The following is a 19417-nucleotide window of genomic DNA, read 5'->3' as shown; positions in this document are numbered from 1 at the left end:
AGGATATGGCTACGTTTCCAGCCCCCTACAGCCTGAGGGACCGCTTCGCCCATGCCCCGGAGCCCAGTGGTGTGCGCCGGGTGTTCCCTAACGTGTCGCTGCACTCCTACCTGCCGACACAGGAGCCGCAGAATGCCTAAGTGCTGGCATGGCTACCCCCAAACTCCTCCGTATCGATCTCCTTCTGCAGCGCTTCGCTGTAGCGGGCGCCGGCGACCTGGTCCGGCGTCAACAGGGCGGTGAGTCGTTCCAGGGTGGTGGCGTCCAGGCGTAGGCTTTCCGCCGCGAGGTTTTCGCGCATGTGCGCGCTGGAGCGGCTGCCGGGAATGGGGATCACGTCGTCGCCTTGGGCGGTGAGCCAGGCGAGGGCGAGCTGGCCGGTGGTGACTTCCTGCTCGCTGGCGATGGTCTGGAGCTTTTCCAACTGGCGCAGGTTGCGTGGCAGGTTGTCGGCGCTGAAGCGCGGCATGCCGAGGCGCACGTCGTTCTCGGTGAGTTGGCTGGCATCGGTCACGGCGCCGGCCAGAAAGCCGCGGCCCAGCGGGCTGAAGGCGACGAGTGAGGTGTTGGCTTCGCGACAGGCATCGAGCAGGGCGATTTCGGGGTTGCGGGTCCACAGCGAGTATTCGGATTGCACGGCGGCAATGGGGTGTTCGGTTCTGGCGCGGCGCAGGGTGACGGCGGAGATTTCCGAGAGCCCGATGGCGCGAATCTTGCCCTCTTCCACCAGTCGCGCCAGGGCACCGACGCTCTCTTCGATGGGTACCTGGCGGTCCAGCCGGTGCAGGTAGTAGAGGTCCAGGTGGTCGGTATTCAGGCGTTCGAGGCTCGCTTCGCACTGGCGGCGCAGCGTCTCGGGGCGGCCGTCGATCACTTTCTTGCCCAGTGCCGGGTCCATGGCCATGCCGCACTTGCTGGCCAGCAGTATTTCGTTGCGCTTGCTCGCCAGTGCCTTGCCCACCACCCGTTCATTGGCGGTGGCACCGTAGAGGGTGGCGGTGTCGAAGTGGCGATAGCCCATCTCGAAGGCTTCTTCGAGGGCGCGTATCGCGTCGGTTTCGGGCACCGGGCTGCCGTAGCCGTGGGAGAGGTTCATGCAGCCCAGGCCGATGGTGGGAGAGGCCACTTCTTTCAGGCGAGAGAAGATCGACATGCTGGCTCCGCGTCAGGGTTCGGGCATTCATCATGCCGAGCGCAGCACAGGATGCGCAAGCCAAGCATTCCATCCCAAGCGAGCAGCCCCGTCGCATTGTTCACAGGGTTTCCTCATTCTGTCGTTATCGTTGGGTTTTCAGGCGTAACGAACCCGCTTCCTGATCCGTGATAAGGAATGAGTCATGAGCCCTGCAGGGAACGCCCACTATGGGCGCGTGAATCGTTATTTGCACTGGGGTATGGCGCTGCTGCTGGCCTGGCAATTCACCACCACCAGCGTTCGGGTGCTGTTGAGCGACAGCGCACTGGACGAGCTGCTGTGGCCGACCCATCGGTCCACAGGCTTCCTGCTGATGGTGCTGGTGGTGGTGCGAGTACTCTGGGCGCTGGCGAGCCGGGCGAGCCAGCCGCCGGCAGTGAGCAGGGCAGCGCGCCTGGGGCACCTGGCACTCTACGGTTTGATGCTGGTGGTGCCGACCCTGGCGCTGCTGCGGCAGTACGGTTCGGGTCGCGCCTTCGAACCATTCGGCATTCCGCTGATGTCGGGCTTCGAGGGCGAGCGTATCGAGTGGATGGTGGCTGCGGGCAGCCTGCTGCACGGTGAGCTGGGCTGGCTGCTGCTGGCGCTGATCGTCGGCCATGTGGCAATGGTGTTCTGGCACCGCCGCCATGGGCAGGATGTGTTGGGCCGCATGCTAGTGCGCTAGGAACGGTAGGCCCGGCGACGCTCCGCCGGGCGTTGGCCTGGCTTATTGCATCAGCGTCTTGATCCGTTCCAGGTACTCCTGCCCGTTCTCGCGGATACGCTCCTGCTCACGAGCATCGGCGCCCGAGCGTACTTCCTGCACGTGTTCGCGCATGATGCCGAGCTCTTCGTCGATCTTGGTCAGCGCGTTTTCCATGGTCTCGGTGAGCTGCTGAATGATGGCCATGTCGCCTTCGGTGAGCTCATTTTTGCTGAGCAGGACTTCGAGCAGGTCGTTGCGGAGTTCCAGGGCGTCGACGGCCTGTTTGAGGGTGTCGATGGGCTGGCCTTGGGCCTGTTCCAGTTGTTCGACGAGTTCTTCCTCCTGCATCTGATCTTGTTCCTGGGTCTCTTCCTGGGCTTGGGCAACGCTCAGGGGTAGCAGGGCGAGTAGAAGGGCCACGGTAAGGAGTTTCATCTGCATACCTCGTCTGTTAAGAAGCATTTTGAATGCTAGTTAATGCCGCATCGCTCAACAAGGCGAAGCGATGCGGCATCTTGTCCTGGCTCGTCATGGGGCGGGTGGTTCTTGTTCACGCTCCGGCTCGTTCGCTGCCCACCGGGTGCGGTATCCTGTGGCTACAACGATTTACGAGGAAAGCCCCATGACTGAGCCAACCCCCTTTCAGCGCGCGCTGACCGAGCTGGATGCCCTGCATGCGCAGGATCCGCGTCAGGTAGAGGTGGAGGGCGAGACGCTGCCGCTGGAGCTGTGGCATGCGGGGCGCATGAGCGCCTGGCTCGCGCGCGTGGTCGAAGCGCCCAGCGAGCTGGTGCAGATCGCCGTGCGCTCGCAGCATCTGCAGCGCTGGGAGGTGCCGCGCAACGAGTACCCCGAGGGACGTGTGGGCTACCTGACCTGGCGCCGCGATCAGGGCAAACGTGCCGGTGAAACCACCGCGCGGGTGATGGAAGCGGCGGGCTATTCGGCTGAAGAGGCCGCCGAGGTGTCACGGATGATCCGCAAGCAGGGCCTGGGCCGCGATCCGGGCACCCAGGCGGTGGAAGACTGTGCTTGCCTGGTGTTTCTCGAGAACTACTTCGCCGACTTTTCCAAGCAGGTGGAGCATGACCACCTGGTGCGCATCGTGCAGATGACCTGGAAGAAGATGTCGCCCAAGGCTCACGAGCTGGCGCTGACGCTACCCATGAGTGCGGAAGCGCGAGCGGTGGTGGAGGAGGCGTTGGCCGGCTAGGTTGGCGGGGGAGCCGTTCAGGGCACCAGCGTCTGGGCGGCCTCGAGGTAGGCGACGCCGTTGCTCTGCACGCGTTCGAAGTCGCCCGTCTCCGAGCCCTGGTGCACTTCCTCCAGGGTATGCGCCATGGCTTCCACTTCCTCCTGAATCTTCTCCAGCGCATTTTCCAGGGTGTAAGTCAGCTCGTGAACGGTACCGAGATCGGTGATGGCCAGCTCGTCCTGGGCCAGCAGTTCGGCCAGGCGCTGGTTGTATTCGGAGAAGTTGGCCACGGCCTGGGCCAGGGTGTCGGCGGGCTCGCCCTTGAAGTGGGCGGGGGCTGAGTCGGCAACGGCGGTGGCGCTCATCAGACTGACGAGCAGGGCGGGCAGAAGGGCGGATAGGGCTTTCATGGTGACGCTTCCTTGTGAGAATGAGAACTCTTGCTTTTTACCAGGCCGACTGAGGCTGAACAAGCATGTGCTCAAATGAGAATGATTTTTCTTGTCGATAATTGACAGAGGTCAGAGGAGCGGCTAGATTTCCGATAGTTAATGATAATTGTTATCATTAATGGCGCTAACGGAGGTCGCCAATGTCGTACTTCACACCTACCGCCATCCGTGGGGCCACGCCTGCCCTTCAGATCTGTGGTGCCACATCGTGCTCGGTGCGCCTGGCCCGCGAGTACCCGCGCCAGGACACTACACTCTCTCAAGAGGAGTTCGAGTTGCTGCAGCTCCATCGGGAAGAGGCCCGGCACGAGCTGTTCCGGCGCTCGTTCATGCTCACCTCCGAGCGCTACCTGAAAGGGGAGCTGCTCGAGCCTGGCCTGGGTGACGAGGGGCTGGGGCGCTTCAGCTCAGAGTGACGCTCAGACTGTCATCGCTTTCGCAGGGTTTGCCGTGGCGCACAGTCAGGCGGCGCTCGCTCAGATTCATCACTACCGAGAAGAGGGTTTCCATGCGCTCTTCGGCGGGCTGGTCGGGATTGAAGTGACGACAGATCGACAGCGGCGCGCCCTGATGGTCGCTGAGCACGTCGAACAGGCGCGCTTCGTCGAGGGGAGCGTTCGACGGCAGCTCGTCGTGCAGCAGCGCGTCGAGGCGGCACAGCCGCGGCTGTGAGTCGACCCGGGGATAGTCCTGCACCGGGCAGGGGGTGTTGTCGGCGTAGAGATGGTTGGTGTGGGTGACGATGCCGCTGCGCGGCGCGATTCGCCCCGGCTCGCCGGGCTGAACCTCGAGCCCCACGGCCTGGCCCCCTTCGTTGCCGACCTGAGCGCTGGCGAGCAGGAAGTGGGCGGGCGAGCAGACCCGGTCGTGAGTGGCCACGGCAAGGGCGCTCTCCATGTCTTCGCTCTCCAGGATCTTGCGCAGGGCGATATGGATCGGCAACCCGCTGCCGCAGGTCTGCGAGCGAATGGCGTTGAGGCATACGCCGATGCCCCGCTCGTTCATCCCCACTTTGCCTACCATGCCGGCCTCGCCGATGCTAATCAGCGCTGGCTTGCCATCGCCGTGCACGTGCAGGGCGACCACGTTGTCGAGCTGGTCGCTGCGCCAGTCCCAGTTCTGTGCCAGCCACTGTTGCCCGTGGCGCTGCAGGGAGAAGGCCGAGCAGCCGCCGCTGGCCTGGGTCAGGGCGATTTCGCTGCGGCAGTTGAGCGTCAGGATGTCGAGGAAGTCGACGCCTGCGCCCCAGGCGATGCCGTTCATCTCTTCGAGAATGGCGGGAAAGCCCTGGGCGATTTGCGCCTCGAAGTGGCAGGCCCGGTCGCGGGCCTCTTCCCAGCGAATGCCGACGAAGTCGTGAAACAGCTGCCCGTAGACGTCGATACCGCGCTGGATCAGCTGGCGGTGAATGCGGCCGTGCTGGGCGCCGATCTCGTGATGGCTGCCGCTCAGCTCGGTCAGCGGCAGGGGGCGGAATCGCCGGGTCATAGCACCTCCTCTAACAGGCTCAGAAAGGCTGCCCAGGACTTCTCGTCGGCGCGCTGCTGGTAGCGTTCGTCGCCGAACACGGTGAAGCCGTGGGGAGCGCCGGAGTAGATCTGGATCTCGTAGGTGGCCTCGATGGCCTCGAGCTCTTCGACCAGCCCGCTGACGTCTTCCATGGTGACGCTGGTGTCGGCGCCGCCGTGGGCGATCAGCAGCGGCGGCACCTCTTCGGGCCACTCCTGGCCGTCCGGTGTGGCCACGCCGCCGTGGAAGCTGGTGTAGCCAGCCACGTCGTCGGCCTCGCCCGAACGGGCGATCTCCAGCGCCACGGCCCCACCGAAGCAGTAGCCCATGATGACGACGCTCTCCGCGGCGCCCTGTTCGCGTGCCTCGGCCAGGCCGGCCAGGGTCAGCTCGCGCATGCGCTCGCGGTCGGAGTAGAGCGCGCGGGTGGCTTCCTGGCGGGCGTCGAGGGTCTCGGGGCGATTGCCCTGGCCGAACAGGTCCACGGCGAAGGCGTCATAGCCCTGCTCGGCCAGCATGTCGGCGCGCTGACGTTCGTAGTCGTCCAGCCCGTTCCAGTCGTGAACGATCAGTACCGTGCCGCTGGCCTCTCCGCTGGCGGCGGCGTAGTAGCCTTCGAAGGTTTCGTCGCCTACTTCGTAGACGATGTCGTTGCCGGCGGGAGTGAAGGCGTGAGCGCCGGTGGCCAGGCCGAGCGATACCAGCAGCGCAAGGGGTGGGAGAGCGGAGCGCATGGGTGCCTCCTGTCGGATGGCATGACGGGTCAATCAGTATAGGCGAAGGCCGGCGGCGGCGTTTCTTGCAGGTCGCGCCCGACGTTTGTGCCGAAACGGGATTGTTCATCTCCGATAGGGAGTTGGCGTTGTAGTTCCGGGCTAGATCGTTGGTATGGGGGGCTTGTGTTTTGCCTCATAGGCTTCCAGATTTAGGGTGTGTGTCTGTCCTTGGTAACCAGACGTAATAAACCAGACGTTAAAACCAGAGTGAGAAGAACAACCATGAAGAAAAGCGTTCTAGCGATGGCGATCGCAGCCACCAGCGTAGCATTCGTTGGCGCGGCGCAGGCGGAAGTGAAGATCGGCTTCATCGGCGGCTTTACCGGCCCCATCGAGAGCCTGACGCCGCCGATCTATGACGGCGCGCGGCTGGCGGTTCAGCAGATCAATGAGCAGGGCGGCATTCTTGGCGGACAGACGCTGGTCATGCCCAGCGCCGACACCACCTGTAGCGACGCCTCGGCGGCTTCCAACGCGGCCGACCGCATGGTCAACACCGAGAACGTCACGGCCATCGTCGGTGCGCTGTGTACCGGTGCCACCGTGGCAGCGGCCAACAGTGCCGCCATTCCCGGTGGGGTGGTGATGGTGTCGCCGGCTTCCACCGCACCGGCGGTTACCGAGCTCGACGACAACGACCTGGTGTTCCGTACCGTACCTTCGGACTCCTATCAGGGTGAGATCCTGGCCAAGCTGATGCTCGACAAGGGCTTCGATGAGGTCGCGGTCACCTACGTCAACAACGACTACGGTCGTGGCCTGGCGGATGCCTTCACCGAAGCCTTCGAGGCGGGTGGCGGCCTGGTGGCTGAGAACGTGGCCCATGAGGATGGCCGCGCCGACTACCGCTCCGAGCTGGGCTCGCTCTCCGCCAGTGGTGCCGAAACCCTGGTGGTGCTGGCCTACGCCGACGGCTCGGGCCAGACCATTCTGCGTCAGGCCTATGAGGGTGGCATGTTCACCCAGTATGCCGGCGCCGATGGCATGGTGGGCTCCTCGCTGGTCGAGGCAGTGGGTGCCGACGTGCTCGAAGGCATGATCGCTACCCGTCCGGGCAGCCCCGAACTGCCGGGCACCGAGATCTTCGCCGAGGCTGCCCAGGCAGCCGGCCTCGACCCCACCGCGGTGTTCGCGGCCCAGGCCTACGATGCCGCCTTCCTGCTGGCACTGGCCATCGAGCAGAACGGCAGCGCCGAGCGTGAAGGCCTCTCCCAGGCCCTGCGCAGCGTCTCCTCCGCTCCGGGCGAAGTGATCCTGCCGGGCGAGTGGGAAAAGGCCGTCGAGCTGATCGCCGCAGGCGAAGAGATCAACTACGAAGGCGCTTCCGGTAGCCATGAGTTCGACGAGAACGGCGACGTACCGGGCGTAGTGGTCGAGATGGTGGTAGAGGACGGCGCCTTCGTCGGCAAGGGCCTGGTCGACCTCTAAGCATCGCTTCGGTCTGACCGCAAACTGAAAGGCCTCGGCATTTGCCGAGGCCTTTCTTTTTAATGTGGTTTTTAGAGAGGTGCGGATTTATGTCGCGAGCGATGAGAGGCTGGTCGCCGCCGGAGCGCAGCTCCCGGAGTGTAGCCCGCTACATGAGGAGAGCGAGCACCGCCGGCGGCCAGGATATCGAGCGCAGCAATAAATCAGCCCTCTCTAACCGTGGTGTTTTACTTTTTCGGGTAGCAACCCATTCGGCGCGAAGCGCAGCACCAGGGTGATCAGCAGGCCGATCACGAATACCCGCGCCTGCAGTGCGCGGCTGTCGAGGTTGCCCGGCGGCTGCCAGCCGAACCAGCCCTCGCCGATGCTCACCGCACCCTGCATCAGGAACAGTGCCAGCGGCTCGGACATCAGCCAGATGATGTACACCGCCACGGCGCCGAAGATGGTGCCCAGGTTGTTGCCCGGGCCGCCCAGGATGACCATCACCAGCACCAGGAAGGTGTGGTTCAGCGGCAGGTAGCCGTTGGGGTCGAACAGGCTGTTGAACGAGGCCAGCGCCCCACCACCAATGCCCATCAGGATGCAGCCCAGCACGAAGATCTCCAGGCGGCGCTTGTTGATGTCCTTGCCCATCGCCGAGGCGGAGATCTCGTTGTCGCGAATGGCCCGGATCATGCGGCCCCAGGGGGCGTGATAGGCGCGGTGTAACAGGAAGAAGATCACCGCGATCATCGCTGCTGTGACCGAGAGGTATAACGCCCGGGCCAGGGTGAAGCCCAGCTCGCTGGGCCCCGGGGTGGGCCAGGGCAGCGGCGATACCGTGGCGGTGCCGCGGGTCAGCCAGTCGGAGTTCTTGAGGAAGGCCTTGATGATCTCGGCGATGCCGAGGGTGGCGATGGCCAGGTAGTCGCTGCGCAGGCCCAGGCAGATATGGCCGATGAAGTAGCCCACGGCCCCGGCCAGGGCGCCGCCGAAGATCCAGCCGGTCCAGGCGGGCAGGCCGAAGCCGCCGATGAAGCCGGCGCGGGACTGGATCTCGCCGGTCACGCTGCGCAGCATGCTGATCACCACCAGATAGAGCACCACGGCCAGCACGATGGCGATGACGGTGCGCAGCTTCTTCGGCACCCCGATGCGGTCGAGCTTGGTGGCGCCGTACACCACCACCGCTGCGGCCGCGCTGTAGAGCAGTACCCGGCCCAGCTCGCCGGGCAGCTCGGTGCCCCAGAAGGCGTTGTTGACCGGCACGCTGAAGAGCATGGCGGAGAAGCCGCCCAGGGCGACGAAGCCCATCACACCGGCGTTGAACTGACCGGCATAGCCCCACTGGATGGTCAGACCCAGGGCCAGGATGGCGTAGCAGGAGGCTTCCACCAGCATGCGCGTGCTGTAGGCGGTGCCCATCACCATATAGATGCCAAGGATCACCGCCAGCAGGGCGCCGAACAGGACGATTTCACGCAGCGGGAAGCGCGACGGCGCGACAACGGTGTCTTCCCGGCGTTCGGTACGTTGAGCGTTCATCAGATCACCTTACCCTTGAAGATGCCGGTGGGGCGCCACACCAGGATCGCCACCAGGATGAAGAAGGGCACCACGATCTTGTATTCGGTGCCGACGAAGGCGAGGTTGCGCGGGATCTCGATCCACTCGGGGAACAGGTGCGCGATGGGGCGCAGCAGCACCGCCCAGTTGAACACCGCCAGGGTCTCGGCGAAGCCCACCACGAAACCGCCGGCGATGGCGCCGTAGGGGTGGCCGACGCCGCCGACGATGGCCGCGGCGAAGATCGGCAGCAGCAGGAAGAAGCTCAGGTCGGGCTTGAAGGTCACGTCTAGCGACAGCAGGGTACCGGCAATGGCCGCCAGGCTGCCGGCGATCACCCAGGTCACCGAGACGATGTAGTTGGTGTTGATGCCTGAGGCCCGCGCCAGGTCCGGGTTGTCGGACATGGCGCGCATGGCCTTGCCCAGCCGCGTGCGGTTGAGGAACACGTGCAGCCCCACCACGCAGGCAATGGTCAGGATGAACAGGATGATCTGCGGCTCGGTGACGATGATCGGCCGGGTGGCCAGCTCGAACGGCACGTCGAGGCGGTAGATCTCCTTGCGCTCGCCGGCCATGTACATGTTCTGAGCGCTGGTGCCGGCGAACAGGCGAATCAGCCCCTGCAGCATCAGGGTCACGCCCAGCGAGCCGATGACGATGACGATGGGCTTGACCCCATGGGCCCGCAGCGGCTTGTAGAACGCCTTGTCGATACCCACGGCCAGCGCGGCGGTGAGAATCATCGCCAGCGGCAGCATGACGATGGGAGTGGGCAGGCCCACCACGCCGCCCACGCCGGGGAAGGCCAGGGTCAGCAGCAGTACCATGAAGGCGCCGAAGGTCATCATGTCGGCATGGGCGAAGTGGGCGAAGCGCATGATGCTGAAGATCAGCGTCACGCCGATGGCGCCGATGGCGTAGATCGAACCGGTCACGCTGCCGGCAATGATCACGTTGTTGATGAAGAATACCAGTTCGTTCACGACTTACTCTCCAGTACGGGCTCCGGGCTCAACCGCCCAGGAAGCTCTTGGCCACTTCCGGGTCGGCGAGCAGGGCGGCGCCGGTGTCGGTGAAGCGGTTCTTGCCGGCCGCCAGGACGAAGCCCTTGTCGGCGATGGCCAGGGCCTGTTTGGCGTTCTGCTCTACCATGAGGATGCCGACGCCGGCAGCGTTGATCTCCTTCACGCGCTCGAAGATCTCGTTCATGTAGAGCGGTGAGAGGCCGGCGGTGGGCTCGTCGAGCAGCAGCACCTCGGGCTCGGCCATCAGTGCGCGGCCCATGGCGACCATCTGGCGCTGGCCGCCGGAGAGCTCGCCGGCGGGCTGGTGGCGCTTGTCGTAGAGCGGAGGAAAGAAGTCGTAGACCTGCTTGAGCATCCGTTTGACGTTGTTCGGCTTGAGAAAAGCGCCCATCTCCAGGTTCTCTTTCACCGTGAGACTGGGGAAGACGTTCTTCTCCTGGGGCACGAAGCCCATGCCCCGCTGCACCAGCTTGTTGGGCGGCAGGTTGTGGATCGGTTCGCCGCGCAGCAGGATCTCGCCCTGGCTGACGGTGAGCAGGCCGAAGATGGCCTTGAGCATGGTCGATTTGCCGGCGCCGTTGGGGCCGACGATCACACCGACCTCGTCGGCCTCGATCGACATGTCCACCCCGTTGAGGATGTTCATGCCGCCGTAGCCGCCGTGCACGTCGCGTGCTTCGAGTAATGGCATCGTGGAGTCTCTGCGCTGTCGTTACTGTTCTTCTTGTGGCTGTTCCGAGACCGTGGGCAGGCGTGGCCTCGCCCTCAGGCCGCGGTAGAACCCCTCAGGCCGCGGTGGAGCCCCTCAGGCCGCGGTAGAACCAAAGTAGGCCTCGATCACCTGAGGATTGTTCTGAATCTCTTCAATGGTGCCTTCCACCATCACGCTGCCCTGGGCCAGCACGATCACCGGATCGCACAGGCGCGCGATCATGTCCATGTCGTGCTCGATGACCAGGAAGGTGTAGCCCATCTCGCGGTTGAGTCGCTCGATGTTCTCGACCAGGTCGCCCAGCAGGGTGCGGTTGACCCCGGCGGCGATCTCGTCGAGCAGCACCACGCGGGCGTCGGTCATCATGGTGCGGCCCAGCTCGAGCAGCTTCTTCTGGCCGCCGGAGAGGTTGCCGGCCAGTTCGTTGCGCACGTGGTGCAGGCCGATGAAGTCGATCACCTCGAGGGCCTTGCGCCGAACCTCGGCTTCCTGCTGGCGCACCAGACCCGGCTTGAGCCAGGCGTCGAACAGGCTCTCTCCGGCCTGCTTGGGCGGCACCATCATGAGATTCTCCAGCGCGGTCATGTGGGAGAACTCATGGGCGATCTGGAAGGTGCGCAGCAGGCCTTTGTGGAACAGCTCGTTGGCGGGGCGGTTGGTGATGTCCTCGCCGTCGAGCAGGATCTGGCCGCTGTCCAGCGGCAGGGCGCCGGCAATGATGTTGAACAGCGTCGACTTGCCGGCCCCGTTGGGGCCGATCAAGCCGGTAATGGAGCCCTTCTCGACCTGGATCGAGCAGTCGTTGATGACCTTCAGGCCGCCGAAGGCCTTGTAGACGTGTCGCACGTCGATGATGGATGGCATGTTGGTTCCTGCACTTTTATATCTTTGTTATGCACCCAGCCCCTGCGCATGGCGCGAGGCCGGGTGGCGTATATCGAGTCGCCGCTCCTGGCGGCGACGGTTTTCTCGTGCTGCTACTGTTGCTGACTGTTTTCGGCCAGGAAGGTGCGGCCGGCGGCAAAGGCGCCGACGATGACCAGGGCACCGACGGCGGGTATCAGATAGCCTTCCACCTGCGGAATGGTGCGCAGGAAGACGAAGGCGACCGCAGCGGGCGCCACGAAGCGTACCAGGAAGCGCCACACCTGGAACCAGGTTTCGCTGGTGCGCATTTCCTTCATCGCCTCGGAGTGGGTCAGCGCCCAACCGGCGAACAGCGCGATCAGCAGGCCGCCCAGCGGCATGAAGATATTGGTCAGCAGTTCGATGAAGTCGAAGGCGCTGCGGCCGAACAAAGTGTGGAAGGGGCTGGTCTCGGCCCACATGTTGAAGCTCATCACCGTCAGCAGGCCCAGCGCCCAGCTGGCTACCACCATGGCGAACACCGCCTGGGGACGGGTGAGGTCGAAGCGCTCGACGAGGAAGGCGGCCACCGGCTCGATCAATGAGATCGAGGAGCTGATGGCCGCCCCCAGCACCAGGATGAAGAACACGCCGCCGATCAGCGCGCCGAAGGGCATCTCGGCGAAGGCCAGCGGTAGGGTGACGAACATCAGCCCCGGGCCGGCACCAGCGTCGAGGCCTGCGCCGAACACCAGTGAGAAGATCGCCAGACCCGCCACCATGGCCACCGCGGTATCGACGAAGGCCACGGCGAAGGCGGTGCGGCTGAGTGAAGCCTCGCTGGACATGTAGGCGCCGTAGGCCATGATCGCGCCCATGCCGAGACTCAGGGTGAAGAACGACTGGCCCATGGCCTGCAGCCAGCCTTCCAGGCTCAGGTCGGCCAGATTGAAAGTGAACAGGAAGCTTGCCGCCGCGCCGAAGTCGCCGTTGGCGATGCCGTAGCCCAGCACCACCAGCAGGATCACGAACAGCGCCGGCATCATGATGCGCAGGCCGCTTTCGATACCCCTGTGGATGCCCAGGCCGACGATCAGCCCCGAGGCGATGATGAACAGGGTGTGATAGAGCGTGAGCAGGCCCGGCGAGGCCAGCAGCGCATCGAAGCCGGCGCCGATGGTGGCGGCGTCGGCGCCGACCAGCGAGCCGGTGAGCATCTGCCAAGTGTAGTGAATGGCCCAGCCGGCGATCACCGAATAGAAGCTCAGGATCAGAAAGGCGGCCGCGGCACCCAGCCAGCCGATCGACTCCCAGGCGCGGGAGGTCTTGTGGGTGCGGATCAGAAAGCGCATGCCCATGATCGGGCTTCTGCGGCTGGCGCGCCCGAGCATGGTTTCGGCGATCAGGATCGGAATGCCGACGGCGAAAATGGTCAGGGCGTAGATCAGAATGAAGGCGCCGCCGCCGTTCTCGCCTGTCAGGTAGGGAAAGCGCCAGAGATTGCCGAGCCCCACCGCCGAGCCGACGGCGGCCAGCAGAAAGGTGCCCTTGTGTGTCCAGACGTTGTGCGTACTCATGGTGTTTCCGAAATCCGTCTTGTGGCCTTGTGAGCCCGCGATATCGCTACCTTGGGCCGTTCGGGTGGGGCCTGCCGGTGAGCGCGTACACTGTGCGACAGAACCCGTTTCGTGACCAGTGGTGAATCGTTAAGGATACGTTGGACGCGGCAGATGACGGGGCCGTGCGATCATGCGAGCCCATGTGGTCATGAAAGCCCGTGTGTTCATGACAGCCGTGTGATCATGAACGTCACTGGGGCTCCTCGTCCTGCTTGTCGATATCACCCGGTCGCGGCTCGAAGGCGCGGCATTCGTCCGCCAGCCTCACCGTGTCGCCCAGGGCCAGCTTGCCGATGAGCTTGCGCCGTTTGCCGCTGTACGGCTCGACCAGCGCCACCACTTCGCCGATGCTGGTGCCGTCGACGTAGGCCTCGACCTTCACCCTTACCACCAGGCCCTGATAGCGGGCCGAGAGAATGTCGCCCGGCCCCGGGTCGGAGTGACCGGCCGGGTTTTTCTCGAAGTGGCGCATGACGCTGTCGGCGCCGGGGTCGTCCCATTTCACGTGGCGATGCATGGTTCGCTTCTCCTTTCTCGTCGCGGCTCGTCGCTGTCCTCAATCGAATAGCCGGCGGTCGACGCCGGCGGCCTCGAACAGATAGTCGCGCGAGGCGGTGAGCTCGTCGCGCAGGCGGGGAAGGTCCGCCCCCTGCAACTGGCCGCGCCACTTGCGGATGCGACCGCCGACCAGCACCGTCTCGACGTTGCTGCGCTCCATTAAGGTGACCACGGCCCCCGGCACGTTGTTCAGCGGTGCCACGTTGATCGCCTCGGCATCCAGCAGCAGAATGTCCGCCTCCTTGCCCGGCGTCAGCGAGCCCACCCGCTGCTCCAGCTTCAGCCCCTTGGCGCCGCCCATGGTCGCATAGCGGATCACCTCTCGTGACGTCAGCAGCGCCGGCCGCTCCTCTTCTCCCTGCAGCGCCAGCTCGTTGACGAACATCCGCTGCAGCGTCAGCGTCGAGCGCATCTGGGTGAAGAAATCGGCCGTCATGGTGCACTCCACGTCGCTGGAAAGCGAGGGCAAAATGCCCAGTTCCGACGTTTTCATCAGCGGCGGAGTGCCGTGGCGCATGGTCATCTCGATGGGCACCGCCAGCGACACGTGGGCGCCGGCATCGCGCACCGCCTGCCAGGCCATGTCGCTCATGCCGGTCATGTGGATCAGGATGTGGTTCTCGGCGAGCTGGCCGCTTGCCGCCAGCTCGTCGAAGGTCTCGGCCATGCCGAGGCTGCCGACCACGTGATAGGCCAGCGGCAGTTCCAGCTCACGGGCCAGCGCCCAGGCGGTCTCGTGGTCGGGCAGGTAGATCTCGCCGCCCATCACCATGGTCATCAGGCCGTCGGCGGAGAGCCCCTCGCCGGTGGCGAAGTACTGCTCGCGAATGCGCCTGGCGTCCTGCGGGTATCGGGTGTGCTCACCCTGGCCCTCGAAGTAGCCGAACACGCTGCGCCGGACGGAGTCGTGCAAGCCTTCCAAGGCGGCATCGGAGTGCTCGGGGCTGTGGTGGATCTGGCTGGTGTCCATCACCGTGGTCACCCCGGCGTCGAGCTGGCTGAGCGAGCCGAACAGCACGTTGATGTAGACATCCTCGGGGCGGTACACCGGGGTCAGCTTGCCGAGGATGTGATCCATGTAGTTGGGCGAGCCTTCCGGCGTGCCGTCGTCGAACATGATGCCGTCGGCCAGGAAGCTGCGCAGGGCCGTCTCGAACAGATGATGGTGGGTGTCGACGAAGCCCGGCATGACGATGCGTCCGCGGGCGTCGATCACCTCGGCGTCGTCGGCCTCGAGTTGGGCACCGACGGCGACGATGCGGCTGCCTTCTATCAGCACGTCGCCGCCTTCGAAGTCTCCGACGCTTTCATCCATGGAGAGCACGTGGCCGCCGCGGATCAGCACGCGCCGCCCGGCCTCGCCGCTGTGTCGCGGCATGTCAGCTTGATCTTCACTGGCGTGCGTGGCGGCGTTGGCGGAGGCGAGCAGGCCGCCACCGGCCATGGCACCGGCCCCCGCTGCCAGGGTGCTCTTGAGGAACTCGCGACGTGTCGCGCCGGCGCGCGCTTTGCACAGCTTGCACATGGTGTTTTCTTGCCTCCCTGGCAGTTCGAGTCAAGTCGGTTGCGGTCAGCTTCAAGCTAGGTTCTGGGAGCGCGAAATGCCAAGAATCGGGCAGCCTGCAAGAGTGCGGCAGGGTGTGCGGACAGGGTGTGCGGACAGAGTGCGCGGGCGAAAAAAAACCGGCGCCAGAAGCTGGCGCCGGTTCGTGTCCGCAGGAGCGGTTTACTTCTTCGCGCGCTTGCGCTCGTGCTCCTTGAGGAACTTCTTGCGCAGGCGGATGTGGTTGGGGGTGATCTCCACCAGCTCGTCGTCGTCGAGGAACTCGATGGCCTGCTCCAGGCTGAACTTCACCGGCGGGGTCAGCACGATGTTCTCGTCGTTGCCCGAGGCACGCATGTTGTCGAGCTTCTTGCCCTTGGTGGGGTTCACCACCAGGTCGTTGGCGCGGTTGTGAATACCCACCAGCATGCCTTCATAGACCTCGGTGCCGTGGTCTATGATCAGCTTGCCGCGCTCCTGCAGGGCGTACAGCGCGTAGGCCAGCGCCTTGCCGTCGACCATCGAGACCAGCACGCCGTTGCGCCGTTCGATGGCGGCGTCGGGCTTGAGCGGGCCGTAGTGGTCGAAGCGGCTGGTGAGGATGCCGGTGCCCGAGGTCAGGGTCAGGAACTGGCCACGGAAGCCGATCAGCCCGCGTGCGGGGATGATGAAGTCCAGGCGCACACGGCCCTTGCCGTCGGGGTTCATGTTGGTCAGCTCGCCCTTGCGGTAGCCGAGCTCTTCCATGATCGAGCCCTGGTGCTGCTCCTCGCAGTCGATGATCACCTCTTCGTACGGCTCCTGCTTGACGCCGTCGATCTCCTTGAGGATGACCTCGGGGCGGCCCACTGCCAGCTCGAAGCCCTCGCGACGCATGGTCTCGATCAGCACCGAGAGGTGCAGCTCGCCGCGGCCGGAAACCTTGAACTTCTCCGGGCTTTCACCCTGCTCCACGCGCAGCGCCACGTTGTGGATCAGCTCCTGCTCGAGGCGATCCTTGATGTTGCGGCTGGTGACGTACTTGCCGTCGCGACCGGCGAAGGGCGAGTCGTTGACCTGGAAGGTCATGGAGACGGTGGGCTCGTCCACCGACAGCGGCGGCAGCGCCTCGACGGCGGCCGGGTCGCACAGGGTGTCGGAGATGGAGAGCTCGTCGATACCGGTGATGCAGACGATGTCGCCGGCGGTGGCGAGCTCGGTCTGCACCCGCTCCAGACCCAAGTGGGTCATCACCTGGCCGACCTTGCCCTTGCGGGTGTTGCCGTCGGTGTCGACCACCACGATCTGCTGGTTGGGCTTGACCGAGCCGCGCTTGATGCGGCCAAGGCCGATGACACCCACGTAGCTGGAGTAGTCCAGCGCAGAGATCTGCATCTGGAATGGGCCGTCGAGCTCTACCGCGGGCGGTTCGACGATGTCGACGATGGCCTGGAACATGGGCGACATATCTTCGGCCAGGGAGTCCGGGTCCATGCCGGCGATGCCGTTGAGCGCCGAGCAGTAGACGATCGGGAAGTCGAGCTGTTCGTCGGTGGCGCCGAGGTTGTCGAACAGATCGAAAATCTGGTCGATGACCCAGTCGGGACGCGCACCGGGACGGTCGATCTTGTTGACCACCACGATCGGCTTGAGGCCCTGGGCGAAGGCCTTCTGGGTCACGAAGCGGGTCTGCGGCATGGGGCCGTCGACGGCGTCGACCAGCAGCAGCACCGAGTCCACCATCGACATCACGCGCTCCACCTCGCCGCCGAAGTCGGCGTGTCCGGGGGTGTCGACGATGTTGATGTGGAAGTCACGGCCGTTGCCGTCCTGCCAGCGAATCGCGGTGTTCTTGGCCAGGATGGTGATGCCGCGTTCCTTCTCCTGGTCGTTGGAATCCATGATCCGCTCCTGCCCCTCGGCCTTGCGGTCGAGCGTGCCGGACTGGCTCAGCAGCTTGTCGACCAGCGTGGTCTTGCCGTGGTCGACGTGGGCGATGATGGCAATATTGCGCAAACTCTCGATGCGAGAGGGGGTTACAGCTGTGTTCATAAGGTGTGACTCATCAACGGGGGCGCACCTATGACCACATTGAAAGTGAGGTCCCCTAGGCGCTGGGTAGGGAGTGGAGGCGCATTGTACAGATAAGAAGGGATGGGGAATAGCACTACCCGGCGATATGACCGTCGTCAGCCCGCCGCACCGCCCTGTCCCATGCATTCTGCTTTGTCCCGATCATGTTCTCTAGCGGCGACGTCTGGGCAGGCTCTGGAAAACACGCTGGGAAAATTCAGTAGCGGTCTTACTGGATACCTTTCTACACTCAACTAAACAAACGGTAACTCATGTATCCCTGCGGAGCCCGGGCGATGCCGACTTACAGTGCCATTCTCGATGCTCGTACAGCAGGAGCGCAGCTGCCACGCAATCTGATGGCTTTCGATCGGGTTACCGGCAATTGGAAAAATGCCCATGAGCTGCTGGTGGTGGACGATACCGGCGACCGGCGCCTGCCGGACCTGGCTCGACGGCATCGGGCGACATTGCTGCCGTGCACCGCATCCACACAGGGCGCTCGACTCAACGCTGCCGTCGATGCCAGCCATGGAGAGCTGCTGCTGTTTCCCGGCCAGGTCGATCGCCGGCTGGTCGAGTGGCTGAGCGACTGGCTACCGGAGGTGGAAGCGGAAAGAACCTGGGATGTGGCGGTGCTGCCGGTGCATCGCCAAGGGCGGCTGTTGCGCTGGTGGAGCTGGACGCAGCGGGCCACTGCGGGGGATACCTTCTGGGTGGCGCGGGGCTGGTTCGAGCTCATCGGCGGCTTCGATCCACAGTTGGACAGTGATGCCCCCGCCGACCTGCTCGCCCGGCTGCGCGCCTGCGGCGCGCGCATCTGGCTGGCGAGCGATGATACGGCCAGGCACAAGGCACAGTGCCCACCGCAAGGTGGGCACTGTCGGGGCTAGGCTAACAGCCTAGCCGGACATGAGCAGCGAGGCTCAGTCGTCCTCGGGCACGCCACCCATGCGCTCGAGCAGTTCACGATAGTTTTCCGACTGGGCGTAGAGCAGTTCGGTGGCTTCCTCTTCGCCGCGGAAGTGCACCGGCATAAGAATGCGCTCTTCGGTTATCTCGATGAAGCGCTCGTCCTGGGTGGCGGCTTCCAGCGCTTCGGCCAGACGCTCCACGTGAGCATCGGGGGTATTCTTCGGCACTACCACCACGCGGAAGTCGGAGGTGTCGATGTCATACCCGGCTTCCATCACGGTGGGGGCATCGGGGAAGGCGAACAGGCGCTCGCCGTCCATGCTCAGCAGCACCGGCATCTCGCCGGTCTCGGCATAGCCGGAGTGGGTGCCGCCGCTGTAGCCGAAGTCGACGTCGCCGGAGAGGATCAGCGGCGCCATGCCGCCGCCACCGGAGGTGGGCACGATGCGCAGGTCCAGCCCCTCCTGCTCCATGATGTACTCGATTACCAGTCGGTCCAGAGCGTGTTGAGTGGCATAGCTGGTGCCCGGGTTCTCACGGGCATACTCCACCAGGTCTTCCCAACTGTCGCCGAAGGGACGGTTCTCGCCGGTGACGATGGCATGCTGCACGGTGGTGATGCTGGCGACGTAGCGGAAGTCGTCCAGGGTGAAGTCGGTATCGTGGGCATGGGGCGCGAAGGTGAGGGTGCCGTTGGTGCCGGCATAAACGAAGGTATGCCCCTCGTCCTGATTGTTCATCAGGCGCGTCAGCGATACGGCCCCGCCGGCGCCGGGCTGGTTGACCACGTTGACCGGCTGGCCGAGGTTCTCCTCCAGCACGTTGGCCAGCACGCGGGCTTGGATGTCGGTGGAACCGCCAGCGGCGAAGCCCACCACCAGGGTCAGCGGCTTGGTCGGGAAGTCGTCGGCCTGAGCCATGCCGGCTGCGCCGAAGGCCATGGAGGCGGCAAGTACCGCGGTGCCGATCGTTGTCATTTTCATGCTTGTACCCTCTTTATTGTCGTGCGCCCTCGATACGAGCAGCGCTGAGTTGTCAGGCGCGGGCAGTATGTTCCCTGCCGTTGCCTGAAGTGCCGCCGCCCCCGGGGTGGCCGGGAGCGTAGTGCGAAACCCTGACTCCTGGCTCAGCCGTTCGACGCCTTGAGGCGCTTCTGTCGCCACTGGCGATAGCCGCTCCAGCCCAGGTGCAGCGCCATCAGTACGGTGAAGACGACGAAGGCCAGGGCGATGGGGCGGTTGAGCAGGATGGCGATGTCGCCGCCGGAGAGAATCACCGCCTGGCGCAGGTTCATCTCCAGCATCGGCGTGACGATGAACGCCACCAGAAAGGTCACGAAGGAGTAGTCGAACT

General features: G+C 64.7%; 20 protein-coding genes and 1 pseudogene. 6 read left to right on the top strand and 15 right to left on the bottom strand.

Features of this window, described 5'->3' with window-relative positions; genetic code table 11:
• The first annotated feature begins 5 nt into the window (after nucleotides 1–5).
• Nucleotides 6–140: a hypothetical protein gene (locus tag HOP59_RS23520; protein WP_267966007.1), complete on the top strand. Its 135-nt coding sequence runs from the start codon at nucleotides 6–8 to the stop codon at nucleotides 138–140.
• Here HOP59_RS23520 and HOP59_RS22375 read toward each other — a convergent pair.
• Nucleotides 137–1153 carry an aldo/keto reductase gene (locus tag HOP59_RS22375; RefSeq protein ID WP_234255612.1) on the bottom strand — a complete coding sequence of 339 codons (1017 nt, stop codon included), beginning with the start codon at nucleotides 1151–1153 and terminating at the stop codon, nucleotides 137–139. The genes HOP59_RS23520 and HOP59_RS22375 overlap by 4 nt on opposite strands.
• Before the next feature lie 184 nt (nucleotides 1154–1337).
• Here HOP59_RS22375 and HOP59_RS22370 point away from each other — a divergent pair, with 184 nt between their 5' ends.
• Entirely contained in the window at nucleotides 1338–1862 is a 525-nt protein-coding gene (locus HOP59_RS22370; protein WP_234255611.1) for a cytochrome b, read from the top strand.
• Nucleotides 1863–1904: 42 nt separating this feature from the next.
• Here HOP59_RS22370 and HOP59_RS22365 read toward each other — a convergent pair whose 3' ends face one another.
• Entirely contained in the window at nucleotides 1905–2318 is a 414-nt protein-coding gene (locus HOP59_RS22365) for a DUF6746 family protein (RefSeq protein WP_234255610.1), read from the bottom strand.
• A 187-nt stretch (nucleotides 2319–2505) separates the two neighbouring features.
• On the opposite strand from HOP59_RS22365, the gene HOP59_RS22360 reads away from it, so the two are divergent.
• Nucleotides 2506–3096 carry a DUF4202 domain-containing protein gene (locus tag HOP59_RS22360; RefSeq protein WP_234255609.1) on the top strand — a complete coding sequence of 197 codons (591 nt, stop codon included), beginning with the start codon at nucleotides 2506–2508 and terminating at the stop codon, nucleotides 3094–3096.
• A gap of 17 nt (nucleotides 3097–3113) precedes the next feature.
• Here the strand turns inward: HOP59_RS22360 and HOP59_RS22355 are convergent, their stop codons facing one another.
• Nucleotides 3114–3488, bottom strand: coding sequence for a DUF6746 family protein (locus HOP59_RS22355; RefSeq protein ID WP_234255608.1), 375 nt, complete (start codon nucleotides 3486–3488; stop codon nucleotides 3114–3116).
• Nucleotides 3489–3670: 182 nt separating this feature from the next.
• On the opposite strand from HOP59_RS22355, the gene HOP59_RS22350 reads away from it, so the two are divergent.
• Nucleotides 3671–3946 (top strand): hypothetical protein, encoded by a 276-nt coding sequence (locus HOP59_RS22350; protein WP_010626382.1) that lies wholly within the window; start codon nucleotides 3671–3673, stop codon nucleotides 3944–3946.
• Here HOP59_RS22350 and HOP59_RS22345 read toward each other — a convergent pair.
• A complete protein-coding gene (locus HOP59_RS22345) occupies nucleotides 3933–5018 on the bottom strand; it encodes a C45 family autoproteolytic acyltransferase/hydrolase (protein WP_010626383.1) in 1086 nt (361 codons plus the stop codon). The genes HOP59_RS22350 and HOP59_RS22345 overlap by 14 nt on opposite strands.
• Nucleotides 5015–5773 (bottom strand): dienelactone hydrolase family protein, encoded by a 759-nt coding sequence (locus HOP59_RS22340; RefSeq protein WP_010626384.1) that lies wholly within the window; start codon nucleotides 5771–5773, stop codon nucleotides 5015–5017. The genes HOP59_RS22345 and HOP59_RS22340 overlap by 4 nt, the downstream gene beginning before the upstream one ends.
• 264 nt (nucleotides 5774–6037) lie before the next feature.
• On the opposite strand from HOP59_RS22340, the gene HOP59_RS22335 reads away from it, so the two are divergent.
• Nucleotides 6038–7243, top strand: coding sequence for an ABC transporter substrate-binding protein (locus HOP59_RS22335; RefSeq protein ID WP_234255607.1), 1206 nt, complete (start codon nucleotides 6038–6040; stop codon nucleotides 7241–7243).
• Between the two features lie 213 nt (nucleotides 7244–7456).
• Here the strand turns inward: HOP59_RS22335 and HOP59_RS22330 are convergent, their stop codons facing one another.
• From HOP59_RS22330 to typA, 8 genes are all read right to left on the bottom strand, one after another.
• Nucleotides 7457–8770, bottom strand: coding sequence for a branched-chain amino acid ABC transporter permease (locus tag HOP59_RS22330; RefSeq protein WP_234255606.1), 1314 nt, complete (start codon nucleotides 8768–8770; stop codon nucleotides 7457–7459).
• A complete protein-coding gene (locus tag HOP59_RS22325; RefSeq protein WP_010626387.1) occupies nucleotides 8770–9777 on the bottom strand; it encodes a branched-chain amino acid ABC transporter permease in 1008 nt (335 codons plus the stop codon). Before HOP59_RS22325 ends, HOP59_RS22330 begins: the two co-directional genes overlap by 1 nt.
• Before the next feature lie 28 nt (nucleotides 9778–9805).
• Complete coding sequence (locus tag HOP59_RS22320) at nucleotides 9806–10510, bottom strand: ABC transporter ATP-binding protein (RefSeq protein ID WP_010626388.1); 705 nt, start codon at nucleotides 10508–10510, stop codon at nucleotides 9806–9808.
• Between the two features lie 114 nt (nucleotides 10511–10624).
• Nucleotides 10625–11395, bottom strand: coding sequence for an ABC transporter ATP-binding protein (locus tag HOP59_RS22315; protein ID WP_234255605.1), 771 nt, complete (start codon nucleotides 11393–11395; stop codon nucleotides 10625–10627).
• Nucleotides 11396–11508: 113 nt separating this feature from the next.
• On the bottom strand, nucleotides 11509–12954 hold the full coding sequence (locus HOP59_RS22310; protein ID WP_234255604.1) for a sodium-dependent transporter: 1446 nt from the start codon (nucleotides 12952–12954) through the stop codon (nucleotides 11509–11511).
• A gap of 232 nt (nucleotides 12955–13186) precedes the next feature.
• Nucleotides 13187–13513 carry a hypothetical protein gene (locus HOP59_RS22305; protein ID WP_010626391.1) on the bottom strand — a complete coding sequence of 109 codons (327 nt, stop codon included), beginning with the start codon at nucleotides 13511–13513 and terminating at the stop codon, nucleotides 13187–13189.
• Between the two features lie 39 nt (nucleotides 13514–13552).
• On the bottom strand, nucleotides 13553–15079 hold the full coding sequence (locus tag HOP59_RS22300; RefSeq protein WP_234255603.1) for an amidohydrolase family protein: 1527 nt from the start codon (nucleotides 15077–15079) through the stop codon (nucleotides 13553–13555).
• Nucleotides 15080–15280: 201 nt separating this feature from the next.
• Nucleotides 15281–17128, bottom strand: a complete 1848-nt coding sequence (gene typA / locus HOP59_RS22295; protein ID WP_010626393.1) for a translational GTPase TypA — start codon at nucleotides 17126–17128, stop codon at nucleotides 15281–15283.
• Between the two features lie 317 nt (nucleotides 17129–17445).
• Between typA and HOP59_RS22290 the strand changes: the two genes are divergently transcribed.
• Nucleotides 17446–18042, top strand: coding sequence for a glycosyltransferase family protein (locus HOP59_RS22290; protein ID WP_234255602.1), 597 nt, complete (start codon nucleotides 17446–17448; stop codon nucleotides 18040–18042).
• Between the two features lie 33 nt (nucleotides 18043–18075).
• Here the strand turns inward: HOP59_RS22290 and HOP59_RS22285 are convergent, their stop codons facing one another.
• Together HOP59_RS22285 and HOP59_RS22280 are read right to left on the bottom strand one after the other, a co-directional pair.
• A complete protein-coding gene (locus tag HOP59_RS22285) occupies nucleotides 18076–19047 on the bottom strand; it encodes a Bug family tripartite tricarboxylate transporter substrate binding protein (protein ID WP_010626395.1) in 972 nt (323 codons plus the stop codon).
• A gap of 143 nt (nucleotides 19048–19190) precedes the next feature.
• Nucleotides 19191–19417, bottom strand: a pseudogene (locus HOP59_RS22280) (tripartite tricarboxylate transporter permease); the annotation flags it as partial.

Source organism: Billgrantia aerodenitrificans (genome assembly GCF_021404405.1).
Lineage (GTDB): Bacteria > Pseudomonadota > Gammaproteobacteria > Pseudomonadales > Halomonadaceae > Halomonas > Halomonas aerodenitrificans.
This window is presented reverse-complemented; position numbering and strand designations above follow the sequence as displayed.